Source organism: Wolbachia endosymbiont (group A) of Crataerina pallida (genome assembly GCF_964028475.1).
Taxonomy (GTDB): Bacteria; Pseudomonadota; Alphaproteobacteria; order Rickettsiales; family Anaplasmataceae; genus Wolbachia; species Wolbachia pipientis.
The window spans coordinates 819,540-833,893 of record NZ_OZ034785.1 but is presented as its reverse complement, the minus strand read 5'-3'; the positions used below and the strand labels follow the sequence as shown (position 1 = coordinate 833,893).

The 14,354-nt window shown below is 34.7% G+C and carries 9 protein-coding genes and 1 tRNA gene; 1 reads left to right on the top strand and 9 read right to left on the bottom strand.

Annotation, left to right across the window (positions count from 1 at the left end; all coding sequences use genetic code 11):
• Positions 1–16: 16 nt before the first annotated feature.
• A complete protein-coding gene (gene dnaE, locus ABWU55_RS04055) occupies positions 17–3,346 on the bottom strand; it encodes a DNA polymerase III subunit alpha (RefSeq protein ID WP_353286564.1) in 3,330 nt (1,109 codons plus the stop codon).
• A 691-nt stretch (positions 3,347–4,037) separates the two neighbouring features.
• On the bottom strand, positions 4,038–5,360 hold the full coding sequence (gltX, locus tag ABWU55_RS04050; protein ID WP_353286157.1) for a glutamate--tRNA ligase: 1,323 nt from the start codon (positions 5,358–5,360) through the stop codon (positions 4,038–4,040).
• A gap of 214 nt (positions 5,361–5,574) precedes the next feature.
• Between gltX and ligA the strand changes: the two genes are divergently transcribed.
• On the top strand, positions 5,575–7,563 hold the full coding sequence (gene ligA / locus ABWU55_RS04045; RefSeq protein WP_353286156.1) for an NAD-dependent DNA ligase LigA: 1,989 nt from the start codon (positions 5,575–5,577) through the stop codon (positions 7,561–7,563).
• 38 nt (positions 7,564–7,601) lie between these two features.
• Here ligA and dapA read toward each other — a convergent pair whose 3' ends face one another.
• The 7 genes from dapA to ABWU55_RS04010 form a co-directional block, all read right to left on the bottom strand.
• Entirely contained in the window at positions 7,602–8,558 is a 957-nt protein-coding gene (gene dapA, locus ABWU55_RS04040; protein ID WP_209472642.1) for a 4-hydroxy-tetrahydrodipicolinate synthase, read from the bottom strand.
• Positions 8,559–8,567: 9 nt separating this feature from the next.
• Positions 8,568–9,050 (bottom strand): single-stranded DNA-binding protein, encoded by a 483-nt coding sequence (ssb, locus tag ABWU55_RS04035; protein WP_010082448.1) that lies wholly within the window; start codon positions 9,048–9,050, stop codon positions 8,568–8,570.
• Between the two features lie 67 nt (positions 9,051–9,117).
• A tRNA-Arg gene (locus ABWU55_RS04030) sits at positions 9,118–9,191 on the bottom strand.
• Positions 9,192–9,204: 13 nt separating this feature from the next.
• Entirely contained in the window at positions 9,205–10,020 is an 816-nt protein-coding gene (locus ABWU55_RS04025) for a hypothetical protein (protein ID WP_209473389.1), read from the bottom strand.
• A 4-nt stretch (positions 10,021–10,024) separates the two neighbouring features.
• Positions 10,025–10,633 (bottom strand): hypothetical protein, encoded by a 609-nt coding sequence (locus ABWU55_RS04020; RefSeq protein WP_015589194.1) that lies wholly within the window; start codon positions 10,631–10,633, stop codon positions 10,025–10,027.
• A gap of 4 nt (positions 10,634–10,637) precedes the next feature.
• Complete coding sequence (locus tag ABWU55_RS04015) at positions 10,638–12,068, bottom strand: hypothetical protein (protein WP_353286155.1); 1,431 nt, start codon at positions 12,066–12,068, stop codon at positions 10,638–10,640.
• Positions 12,069–12,429: 361 nt separating this feature from the next.
• Positions 12,430–14,175 (bottom strand): type I secretion system permease/ATPase, encoded by a 1,746-nt coding sequence (locus tag ABWU55_RS04010; protein WP_015589192.1) that lies wholly within the window; start codon positions 14,173–14,175, stop codon positions 12,430–12,432.
• Positions 14,176–14,354 lie beyond the last annotated feature (179 nt).

The window sequence follows — 14,354 nt, the reverse complement described above, 5'->3', positions numbered from 1 at the left end:
ATTATATAAAGCTTTTTTATATAAGCAAGTTATTTGTATTAATTTCTACGCCTTTAATCCAGCTTAAATTAGATATTTCATAAATTACTTGAGGAGCAATTGAGTATGCACCTGGTAATAAGATGCTCACTTTATGTTTTTCGAGAAGAAGTTTTAGCATTATTTTGGTTCTGCCTTCATCTTTCAATATTGTGTTTAATTCCATAGCGGCTTTTTGCGAATCCGTGCACTCAGTGGTGAGAACTAATTCTTTTATTGTAGAAGTGACTCTTTTTGTAAACTCAGATATATCCTTGCCTGCTAATCTTGTTGTATTTTCCGAAGCTTCAAGATCAATTATCACAAATGTTCCTGGTGAAAATAAATCTCTTTTTTCTTCTATTATTTCATTATTATAGAATGCTATTTCAGAAACGTTATGGGGATCAGAAAGTGTGAGGATAACAAACCTTCCACGCTCTGAAGTTCTCATACGTGCATTTAATATTACCCCAGCAGTTTTTGCTGTTCTATTTTCTCCGATAAACCCAATATTTAACTTTTCCAGAAGAGTTCTAAATTTTTCAAGTGGATGATTAGTTAAATAAAATCCTAGTGAAAATAACTCATGTTCTAATTTTTCCTCCTCATCAAAATCTTCCACATTCTCAAGTTTCGGTTTGAGGACATCAAGACTACCAAACAAAGCAGCTTGACTTGATTCTCTATCCTGTTTGTTTTTATTTGCAAAGTAAATCAGCGTGTCCATTGACTCATATAGCTGCTTTCTGTTCTTATGTACGCTATCGAATGCTCCGGATTTAATCAGGCTTTCTAGCGCTCTCTTATTTATTATATGACCTGAATTTTGAATGAATTCCCATATGTCCTTACAAGCGCTTGAACGTACGTTCACTATTCCTTCCGCTATAGAAAAACCAACATTCCTCAAGGCAGCAATACCATAACGTATGCGTTCATCCTCTATTGAGAATTCAGCTTTAGATTTGTTTATATCAGGTGGAAGAACGGTAACGCCACTAAACTTTGCTGCATGATAAAATAAATTCAGTTTATCTCTATCATCAATATTCAGATTCATTAGTGCTGTAAAAAATTCTAATGGATAATTAGCTTTAAGGTAAGCCGTTTGATAAGATATAACCGCATATGCTGCAGCATGAGATTTATTGAACCCATAACCAGCAAATTTTGCAACAAGGTCAAAGATATAACTTGCCCTGTCATAATCAACGCCATTCTTCGTTGCCCCTTGGACGAAAAGTGTACGTTGTTTATCCATCTCTTCCTTGATTTTCTTACCCATGGCACGTCTTAGCAAATCTGCTTCTGCGAGACTATATCCAGAGAGAATACGCGCTATTTCCATCACCTGTTCTTGGTAAATTATTACCCCAAATGTCTCTTTTAATACTTCCTCAAGTAACGGATGAATATAATCTGGCTTCTCAAGTCCATGCTTTCTTGCAACGTAAGTTGGAATGTTATCCATAGGTCCTGGACGATAAAGGGAAATTAAAGCGATAATATCCTCAATACAGTCCGGTTTTAGTTTAATTAAAGCTTCTCTCATTCCCGAACTTTCAAGCTGGAACACTCCAATTGAATCACCGCTTGAGAGCATCTCATAGGTTTTTTGGTCATCTAAAGGAACTGAAGAAATATCGATCTTTTGTCTATCACGATTAATTAAACGACACACATGATCTATTAGCGTTAGCGTACCAAGTCCAAGAAAATCAAATTTTATTAGCCCAGCTTTCTCCACATATTTCATGCTGTATTGAGTGATTGGCAAAGCTGAATTTGGATCATAATACACAGGAACAAAATTTTCCAACTTTTGATCACATATTACAATTCCAGCAGCATGGGTTGAAACGTGACGATATATTCCTTCAAGCTTAAGAGATATATCAAGAAGCTTTGCAATTACCTCATCACTATCCCGCTCTTTCTGCAGGTTTTGATCAAACTCTATCGCTTGTGATAAAGTTACAGGATTTACTGGATTAAATGGAACCATTTTAGATATTTTATCCACTTGAGAGTAAGGCATTTGCAATACTCTACCAACATCACGCAATACTGCCCTTGCCTGCAATTTACCAAAAGTGATTATTTGAGCAACATAACCGTACTTTTTCTGAACATAATCAATAACCAGGTCCCTTTTCTCTTGGCAGAAATCGATATCAAAGTCAGGCATCGATACACGATCAGGATTCAAAAATCTTTCAAATATTAGGCCAAACTTTATTGGATCAAGGTCTGTAATCTGCAAGCCCCAAGCAACAATTGATCCAGCACCAGAGCCTCTTCCTGGACCAACTGGAATGCCATTTGCTTTGCTCCAACGAATAAAATCAGAAACTATCAAAAAGTAGCCAGCGTAGTTCATCGAAGTTATCACACTCAGTTCGTAATTCAGCCGATCGTAGTATTGTTTAAGGTCTATGTCTGTCTCATTCGCAATACGGAATTCTAATCCTGCAACTGCCTGCTCCCTCAGTTCTTCATTCTCAGTTTTATTTTCTCGACAAGGAAATTTAGGCAAAATAGGCTGCCTGCTTCTTGGCATGTAAGAGCACCGCTTAGCTATCACTAAAGTGTTATGAATTGCTTCGGGAATGTCGCTGAACAGCTCCTCCATTTCTGCCACAGACTTGAAGTAATGCTCGGTAGTTAACTTCTTTCTGTTATTCTCCAGGGCATAACTCCCCTCCGATATACACGTTAATATATCATAAGCCTCATAGTCAGACCTATTTGGAAAAAACACATCGTTCGTTGCAACTAGTGGTATATTGCGCTGATAAGCAAAATCTATTAAAGTTTCTTCAAGCTCTAGCTCTTTATTCAGCCCATGACGCTGCAATTCAACATATAAATGACCATTGAATGCTGAAAGCAGTTTTTCAACCGTTTCTTTATCTTGCCCCAACAATAGTTGAGCCAAACATCCACCGGTTAAAGCGATCAGACCCGTACTTAAATTCAATAGCTCATCAAAATCAACGTAAGGAATATCGCTGTTATTCTTGCGCTTTCTAAAAGACTCACTTACCAAAGTGACTAAATTAGTGTACCCTTGCTCATTTTTTGCAAGCAATAATATAGGTAAATTTTGTTCTGAATGTTTAACTATAATATTGCATCCTATTATTAGCTGTATTCCCCTACTTGCCGCATATTCTGCAAACTCAAGTGAACCAAATAAATTACCTGAATCAGTAATTGCAACCGCTGGCATTTTATTTCGCAAACAAAGGCCGATCAGCTCCTCAATTTTAACCGAGCTTTCAAGCAGCGAATAAACACTATGAACACGTAAGTGTATGAACATAAGAAACTTTAGATCAACAAAAAAGGATAACATTAATTTACTCATGAGAACATAATTTTCATGAGAACAAAAGCCTATAAGATTTCTCAAATCTAAGGTTAAGATACAAAAAACTTCCTTGACAAGCTTCGCCAGCCCCCTTATCATGAAACTGAAGCTATTGTATTTGCTTTCGCCAATCTGCAGATTAAAAGGTAAGGATTACTTAATGTATCGGCGTCTTATGTTCAATTTTTTGCAGTATATAGATACTGTATGTCTTTACAAAACTTCATCTACATCTAGATTTTTATCTAAATAAGCTGAACGCGCTTATAAAGCGTTACAAGACATCAAAAAATGCCAATACTCGACAGAGATAGTAAAAGACTAGCTAACTCGGGGATTCTTTGTCTTTTTTTCTGCTTAGTAAATTTCTTAAACATTTGCAGCGTAAGTTAGTTGCAATTAAAAGCGGCTGAATCTCGCTTGTCAAGCGTTTAAAACATAAAAAACGCCAATATTTTAAAGCGGATAATAACCACGGGGCTTCTTTTGCCTTTTTTTTCATTTGGTAAATTTCTTAATGTTTATGGCTAAACGACAACCGTCATCCCGCTGCTTGTTAGCGGGATCTCTTGTTAGCGGCTGAGATACCGCGAATGAATCGCGGTATGACGTAGGGATTGCATTAGCTATAATTCTTTAGTTTTCACTTTTCTTTTAACCTTGCAATGATATTTTCTTTGCCGATAAAAATTAATAATTTAGCGAGCTCTGGTCCTGTTTCTGTTCCTGTTAAAGCTAAGCGCAACTGCATAAATAGGTCTTTTGCCTTTATATCTACTGTGTGCCGAATAGTTGTGACCCACTCTGATAATGTGTTTTCATTATAATCGTCTTGAGGCAATGTATTGAGCGCGATTTTTATAAGCTCCTTATCAAGAATCACAGGCTCTATATCGGATTTGCATATTTTCCACCACTTGGCCACCTCAGAAAACCTTTCTATATTGTTCTTTATAAAATACCAAAACTCTGAGGAGTCCACTCCAATTTGATTTAAACGTTCTTGTATAATTTCAAATGGCATTTGTTGCAGCACTTTGCTATTTAGCTTGTATGCTTCACTCAAGCTAAATTGCGTACATGCTGAGCTAAATTTTTTAATGTCAAATGAATCAATCAAAGATTGCATACAGGCGCAAGCTTCAATTGGATTGGATGTTCCAAGCTTCACTAAATAACTAACTAGTGCCATCGGTTCAATTTCATCTTCTTTTATAGATTTGATATCTAGCACGCCGGCTCGCTTGGATATCTTGCTATCATCAAAATGTAGCAGAGAAAGGTGAGCAAATGTAGGGATTTTCGCTTTTAATGCTTTAATCATTTGGATTTGCACTGCTGTATTAGTTACATGATCTTCCCCGCGTACAATATGAGTTACATTAAAGTCAACATCATCAATAACAGAAGGTAACATGTATGTGTAAATTCCATCTTCTCTTTTTACCACAGGGTCGCTTATGCTACTGGTTGCAATATTTATTTCACCTTTAACTTCATCATTCCATTTAACAACTTCATTTCTATCCAACTTAAATCTAAAATGTGGTCTTCTTCCTTCTTGCTCATAATGAATTTTCTCTTGCTCAGTTAGAAGTAACGCGCTTCTGTCATATACCGGGGGAAATCCTTGTTTTAACTGCAATTTTCGTTTAATGTCTAACTCTTCTCTTGTTTCATAGCATGCATAAATATGCCCTTCTTTTATTAACTGCAAAAACACCTCGTTATAGCGCTCAAAGCGCTCTGATTGCTTGAAACTTGCATCCCAATCGATACCAATCCATTTTAGGTCTTCTATGATATTATTTATATATTTGACATCTGAACGCTGAAGGTCAGTATCATCAAAACGGAGTAAAAATTTTCCATTTTGATTGCGTGTGTACATCCAACAAACCAAGGCAGTTCGTACGTTTCCTACGTGGAGGTAGCCAGTTGGGCTTGGAGCGAATCTTGTTAGCATTTAAATAGCAATATTGTTTACTCTAATTTATTTTAATTTTATATAAATATATGGCTAGAGCAAGCGAGATCTGCTAATACAATTGAGCAAGAGAAGAATAAGTATGGCTATAGCATTGTGGCACCTTTGATATTTGATGGATTAAGACCATATGATAAATTCAAGAAAATTCACAGCTTGACGACAAAGGCTAATGTAGCATTATATTGGTATCATGACTAACTTAGAAAAGATGAGAGAAAAACTGCAAGATCAAATAAATTATCATAATGTTTTGTATCACCAAAAAAATAAGCCAGAAATAAGTGATGCTGAATATGATGAACTGAAGAAAAAGTTAGCTGAAATAGAGCCAGAAATTTATGCAACACAAGATAGTGTTGGTGCTCCACCTGATGAGAGGTTTTCTAAGGTGGAACATCAAGAACCTATGCTTTCCCTTGAGAATGCTTATGATGAACAAGGTGTAGAGAAATTTTTGTCTAAAATAAAGAGGTTTTTAATTGAAGACAAAATAGAGATATTATGTGAGCCAAAAATTGATGGGTTGTCGTTTTCTGCAATTTATGAGGATGGAAGATTTGTTAAAGCTGCAACTCGAGGCGACGGTTTTGTAGGAGAAGATGTCACTCACAATGTTGCAACAATAAAAGGCTTTCCTAAGTTTTTGCAAGGTGTGCAAGGAAGACTAGAAGTAAGAGGTGAAATATACATCAGTAACAGCGACTTTTTAAAGTTAAATGAAAACGATGAATTTGCCAATCCTCGAAATGCAGCCGCTGGTTCTCTAAAGCAATTGGATGCAAACATTACAGCAAGCAGACCTCTTAGATATTTTGCTTATTCTTTGATTGGTAGAGCAGAGAAAAGTCAAAGTGAAATACTAAATAAGCTTGAGGCACTTGGTTTTTGCGTAAATGAGCATCAGTCCTTAACGAGTAGTTTGGATGGAATGCTGAAGTTCTATAACGGGGTCTATAATTGTCGCTATAACTTGGATTATGATATTGATGGAATAGTCTATAAAGTAAATGATTTGGTACTACAAAATCGTCTAGGGAATACTCACAAAGCACCGCGCTCAGCACTTGCATACAAGTTTTCTGCGGTTTATGCAAAAACAAAGTTAAACAAGATATTTATACAGGTGGGCAGAACAGGGGTTTTAACTCCAGTTGCAGATTTAGTGCCAGTCAATGTTGGTGGGGTGCTAGTTAGTAGAGCAAGTCTGCATAACCAAGATGAGATAAAACGTAAAGACATAAGAGAGGGAGATATTGTAACAATCAAAAGGGCAGGGGATGTAATTCCCCAGATCGTTGAAGTAAGCAGAGATTCTCGTCTTCCAAATACACCTGAATTTGTGTTTCCTGAAGTATGCCCTGAATGTGGTAGTAAAGTACGTCAGGTTGAGGGAGAGGCTGCAGTAAGATGTCCTGAGGAATTTGCCTGTAAAGCTCAAATAATAGAAAAACTAAAGCATTTTGTATCGAAAGATGCATTTGACATTGTTGGCCTTGGTGATAAGCAGATAGAGTTTTTTTACGACCTTGGTCTGATAAAACAAATTCCCGATATTTTTACTTTAGAAGAAAGATTGGATGAATTTAATCTGGAAGAACAGTCTGGTTGGGGCAAGAAATCAATAGCTCATTTATTAAATGCTATACAAAGCAGAAGGGTAATAACTCTAGATAGGTTTATATTTTCTTTAGGTATTAGATTTATTGGCCAAGTTGCAGCAGAATTGCTTGCAGATTATTATGTTTCTTATTATAATTGGTATAATTCGATGATTGAACTGTCATCAGATAATACTGAGCTAGTAGGTATAGACGGCATAGGAAAAAAAGTAGCTGAATCTTTGGAATCATTTTTTTCTAAGGAACATAACATCAAAATGTTAAATGATCTTACTGCTTGTCTTCAAATTCTTCCTGTGAGCTCCAACTCTAGTAACTCTGTTTTAAATAATAAAATTATAGTGTTTACTGGTAAGCTACTTGCTATGAGTAGAGGAGAGGCAAAAGTAAGAGCCAAAACTCTAGGAGCAAAGGTCAGCTCACATCTTTCTGCTAAAACTGACTACCTAATTGCAGGAGAAAAACCAGGATCCAAATATAAAAAGGCAGTGGAATTAGGTGTAGAAATTTTAGATGAAGACCAGTGGCATAAAGTGATAAGTTTGGGAGTGTTCAAATGAAACTTGGATTGTATATTAAATCAAAGTTGCAAGACTATTTAGAGAGTAGCCAATTCTTTCCATCCAAGAATCATTTTATTGACTTGCCTCAATTTTTCAACAGAAGGCAAGTCTTCTGTGCTGAGCGGTAGGCGGACAGTTTGATGTTCTATGAGCCCAATATCATGCAAAAGTGCTTTAGTGGGTATTGGGTTGCTGGCAATAAATAGGGCTTTGCAGGCTTGTTGCCAGATATCTGTTGAACTTTTCATGTCATTTTCTGTCATTTGAACAGGTTTCCTTCTGGATTCCAGCGTCACGCGCTGGAATGACAGTGAAGAAAGTTCGTCGTTCAGACACTGCTTAACGTATTCATGTGCTACGCGCGGCCAAACATTGGCAGCAACGGAAACCAGGCCAGCCGCACCATAAGCGGCCATATCGGATATCATATTATCATCTCCACAAAAGACCTCAATATTTGGTGCAACTTTCTTATACTGAGCTAAAGTATCAACAGTGCCACTTGAATCTTTGATAGCCCAAAATTTTTCGTGGCTGGATAAGTTGCGTACAGTTTCAGCGTGAAGATTTATTCCTGCTCTTGATGGAATATTGTAAAACATAACCGGCACATGTGCTTTCTCAAGCAGCTTTTCAAACCATAAAGTCTGCCCCATAATTCCGGGCTTTGCATAAATGGGAGTTGTCATTAGATAGCCATGAATAGGCATACCCTTGCAAAAATCAAGCCATTCAAGAGTCTGATATAGATTCACTCCTGGTACGCCAATTATAATTTTTGTATTTAATTTTAGCTCACATACAAATTCAACTAACTCGCGTTTTTCAGAATCAGTAAGCGATAGGCCTTCACCTGTGCTACCCAGCAACACTACGCCATTTTCAGCTTTAACTTGCATTGTCAGTAAACGCTGCAAACTGCTATAATCTATACTATCTCCATTGCAATTAAAAGGAGTAACACAAGCAGTCCATAAAAATGTAGATTTCAATTTAAATTGTTAAAATGGTATTTCATCGTCGAGTAGTTCATCTTTTATATCGTTGTCAAAACTTTCGTGTTTATCTTTTTGTTCTGTTTCACCTTGTTTGTATTCACTTGGCTTGTAATCAGAATTTGGCGCACTATTTCGTGAATCCAAGAGAGTAAGAGCGCTATTAAAATTATATAGAACCACCTCTGTTGTGTATCTTTCACCACCGTTTTGGTCAGTCCATTTTCTAGTTCTCAAAGAACCTTCAACATAAACTTTACTGCCTTTACGTGCAAAATCTTTGACGATTTTTACTAATCCTTCACTAAAAATTACGATATTATGCCACTCTGTCTTTTCAGAGCGCATACCGGAAAGTTTGTCAGTCCAACTTTCAGACGTGGCTATTGAAAAACTTGCCATTTCTTTTCCATTTTGTGTAGTCCTAATTTCAGGATCTTTTCCTAAATTACCAACTAGTATGACTTTGTTTATGGTACCACCAGACATAATTATGCTCTAAATAAATCCTTTTATTATCTTATGTGAAAATACTATTGTCAAATTTAATTAAAAGTGCGCTTGGAGGGATTCGAACCCACGGCCTTTGCCTCCGGAGGGCAACGCTCTATCCAACTGAGCTACAAGCGCATATATATTTAAGTTATTTAATAGATAAGCCATCCAAGTCAAATTTTTGTTTTGGATAAAGCGTAAACATAATACTCCCATATCCAAAATATACATTTTGAGAATCATTCGCATGCTTTTTTATTGCTTTTTGATCTACGGTCCATACAAAAGTTACATAATTTTCAGTGACTGAGTGCACTTTTAAATCCTTAGTATTTATAAACAGTTTTCCATTTACCCATATTTTCCATGTATCGGGAGAAAGATATAAAATTGAGTCTAAACTCACTACCTTACCGTTGAAATTATCTGATACCTCCTCTTTTGCAGCTCTTGAAGATTGTAAATTGAACTTTTCCATTTCATTGACCATTCTATTAACTGGCTCTTCATCAAAAAAAATGCTTTTTACGTTACTATATTGTGACAAAACGTCAAAGTCACTTTCCACTGCTTCTCTTATTATATCGTCCCGATCTGTATAGCTTAGTTTTTGATTGTTGATAAAGAAACACTCTTTTGCACGCAAATTTGCTATATCAATAAAATCGTCGATTTCTTGATTGCCAACTTTAAGAATACTTTCAAAATATCTTTTTTCTATCATCATTCCATACTGAGAATGATGACAAACCATTTCATCATTACCTTGTTTTTCTATATATACGCATAAATTTCCACTATTTAATCCTAATATTTTATGCTCAATAAAATCTTCATTGCCAATATATTGTCGGCAAGAATACTCCTTACAAATTTCTATGCTTTCTATGATATCTTCACAACTGCAATATGCATTAACATTGGAAATGAGTAGCGTAAAAATAAAAAACAGCTTTATGTTCATCACCTTATCTACTTAATATAGTATACCAATCAAAGACTATATTAGCTCTCACTATCTCTATCATATTACCATTCAAAATCTGATTCATAGTTGCAGCATCAATATTTCTCTGCTTATTTAAAATAAGAGATTTGATCATAACATAACCGGGCAGATTTGGAATAGACTGTAGAAATAAAAAAATATGCTTATCGCTGATTGAGCTTAAATTTAGGACCACTTCACTTTTTATTACTTTTGTGCGTTCACTTTTGTTGTGGAGCTCAACTTCTTCGGGTATAGAAATTGATATTTCAGGTTCTAATATATAGTGCTTTTTATATAACTTGCTAAGCTCGAAATTTAAATTTGCAATGTATCTGCTACTATGTAAATTTGAAGAAGAAATTTTTTTCCATAAATCTAGGTTTTTATTTAGAACAACTTCCTTTTTTTGAATTCCAGTAATCTGTAAATTAATAGAACGTATTTTATCAATCGCAATTTGGTTTTTATTATAAATCTTTTCGTTATAGATAACAACATATGTTAATAACCCTATTAATCCAACAGATAATAACAAATACGATATAAACTGAATTGTAGCTTTTCTTTTTAATTGAGAGATAGTCATTAATCTACATTGCCTCTCCTATTTCAACATCAATAGATAGATTTTGCTCTTTAGCAGCAGAAATATTAATGTCATAGGTACGAAAATTATCGTTTAAATTTTTTCGTAGTTTCTCGTATTGATGAGAAATATTTTTACCGGATTGAAAATTAAACTTTAAAGTTGTGGTAATATAACTTTTTGCCTCATTATAATTCCATTCAAATGATCGAAGCTCTATACCTGGTATTTTTAACTTTTCTACATACTTAACTTGTGTAAGAGGAGAGTATTCTATTTTTGATAAAATATTATTGATATTAATAAAATCATAAATTTCATCTATTTTTTTTACATTATAGCTTTGGCTAAGTTTTGTTAATTGGTTATTTAAGGTGTTCTGCTTTGCTGATAAATTATCAGCGACATTGAAATTTGAATACAAATTTAGCAAACAAAGGGTGTTTGTTATAACTAAAACCAGGGCGAAGTATAGAAAAATTCGAGGAGAGTTTAAATAAAGGTAATTGAATAGATAAAATTCTTTAGTTTCCTTTGTATTAAAAATAGCTGCTAATTTATTCTTAAAGCTATGAAACAAAATTATGGTATCGCAAAAGTTATCTTTTTCACTTATAGCTAGTTCTGCTCCTAATAGTTTGCCTAACTCATATGGAGTTAATATGTTCACACTGTTCTCTGAAAAATTTATGACTGATAAACTAGCTTTGATATCTTCTGACACTATGATACAAAGGTCGATAGGGTTATTTTTTTCAAACCCAAACTTAGTTAAGGATCGAATAGTATCTTGCACTTCCTGATATATTCCACCAGCGATAATTCCTGGTAAATTATCATTAGTAAATGATGTTAAGCGCGTAAATACCATTTTATTCTCTTTAAGAACCACTTGTCTATAGCCTCCCGTTTTAGTTGCAGCAACTATAATTTTCCAATTATTAGGATCTTTATGTAGAATCTTTTTTGTTATATTACTTATTTCTATAGGAAACATTAATATTCCCTTAAAGTTGGAGCCTATCTCAATAAACACATTCAACCAATATTCTACTAAATGCTTTGCTTTTGATGAAACAAGAAGATAGCACCAGTTTTGATTGAATTTGTTTGGCTTCTCAACCAAAAAAACTGAACTTATGTCATTATTACAAGAAAAATGCTCCATCTTTGTTTTTGCTGATAGATAGGCACTAATCTTGTTTGCCCTTGTAATAAACTGTAGCGAGTAATTTTGATCTGCATGATTAAGCACCAGGTATAAAGGTGCTTTTTTATCTGACGAAAGACATGAAATTAAATCGGAAACTGCTTTATCGTTTTTGCCCTTAACAAAATACCTTTTATTTAAAGTATTATTTTTAAAATATAGTAACATTATGCCTTCTTCTCCAATAGAAAGCATAAACTTACTTTTGGATTTTGAACTAAACATATTAACAAAGCATATACTTATCTAGAATTAAAAAGGCAATTTATTGAAATTCATTAAACGTTAGAGGGAAATATTGTTATAAATTTTCGCAGCAACATTATTTATATTATAATTTTTTTATAAAATTACCACTAATATTAAGTTATTTAGATAACAAATTAAGAAAATTCATTAAGACGAATTTGTTGTTTTTCAAATTGTAGGTAAACCTAAGCCACTTTAGCTATATCTGCCGATTGACTTTAATTAATAAGAGTTGTTAATCTATTTACTATTCTTGTAATATTATTTCTAATGGTAAAGAAATATATATTTTTCTGGAACAGTTGTTATTTCAGATACAGAATTTATTGTAAGTAAACTAACCATTTGCTGAAGAGCGCTCATCTTCTGTGGTACTTGATGATGGAGCAACTAATTTGCTCAAAATCTCATCTTTTGGTCCCATAGCGTAAATGACACCATCTGACATGAGGATCACCTTATCAACTACGGACAATAACGGTAGCTTGTGAGTGATGATAACAGTAGTAGTATTTTGTTTTCTTGCAATGCCAATTGCATTAATTAAGCATGCCTCTCCATTGCTATCTAAGTTAGCGTTTGGTTCATCAAGTACTAAAAGTTTTGTGTGACCATAAAAAGCTCTGGCAAGTCCAAGAAGCTGTTTTTGGCCGCCAGAGAGCGTTACTCCTCCAGGACCTCCTATTGTTGTATCATATCCATTTGGTAAGCTTAGTATTAGTTCATGTATTCCTGCAATTTTTGCTGCTTTGATTATTTCTTCAGGATTTGGATCTGGCCTCATGCGAGCAATATTAGCTTTGACACTAGTGTTAAATAACTCAATATCCTGAGGTAAGTAGCCAACATAATTACCAAAATTTTCTCGATTCCAAGTATATACATCAGCGCCATCTAGTCTGACTACACCAGATATTGGCTTCCATACACCAACAGTTAATTTTGCGATAGTGGATTTACCAGAAGCACTTGCACCAATAACACCAACTACATCTCCAGGATCTATAATGAATGATATTCCTTTTACTGTCGGCTTATTGCTTCCATAAGGAGTAAAAAATACTCTATCAAATTCCAATTTTCCTTCAGGTTCTGGTAGAGCCATCGTTTGCTCTCTTTTTGGCGATGTTAATATAAGTCTTTGTAGCCTTCCATATGACATTCTAGCCTGATTTAAAAACTTCCAAGTATGAACCGCAGCATCAAATGGTGCTAATACTCTACCCATTAAAATTGAAGCAGCGATGATGCTACCGGCAGTCTTATGAGCTGTGATTGCAAGTAATGCACCTGTTCCAATCACTGATATTTGCAGAGTTGAGCGCAAAAATTTAGTGATTCCAGTAATTACATTAGAGCGATTTTGTGCTTTAATTTGCATTGCTCGGTTCTGATCATTTCGTTTACACCAATCAGAGACTATGAATTCTGACATGCCCATAGCTTCAACCACTTCTGCATTTCTTGTTGCAACATCTATAGCATTGATATTCCGTATAGTTTCTTCGTTGGTTTCTTGTAATATTCGTTTAGTGGCAAGTTCATTCCATATTGCCATAGAGACTAATATAATAATTCCAGTAATAGCTATAAACCCCGTGGAGGTATGTATCATGAAAATCACAACAAGGTAAATTAACGACCATGGAGTATCAAACAGTGAGAATATACCATTTCCTGTAATGAAATTTTTTATCACTCCGAGATCTCGTATTGCTTCACCACTTGAAGTTGAGCTCTGCACTGACGTTAGCCTGATTGACCTTACTATCAGATCTGGTGTTGCAGTTTTATCGATCCAATCACCTATTTTTGCCATGGCTAAATATCGACAAGTTTCAAGCATTGCAGAACATGCAAATGCAGATAAAGTGATAATTGTCAGCATAGTTAGTGTTGATACACTTTCGCTCGATATCACCCGATCAAGCACTTGAGAGGTATAAAGTGGTAGGAATAACATTAATAAATTGATTCCCGCACTAAACCAAAAGATAAACCAAAATGCACTTTTGCATTTTTCTAGGCAAACATATAGAGTACTTTGCTTCAATTCTTTTTTTATTGATGGCGTAATTTCCACAATCTTCCTCTTAATTTGATTACATGCACCATATACAATTTTTATTACAAAAATATTAATAACGGTAGTTAGCTTACTTTAAGTGAGTAAAATATTAATATATGTGAATAGGAAATATAAACAATGGTAAAAAGAAGTATAGTTAATATTTCCTTCATTGCCTATAGCGAAGCTACGTC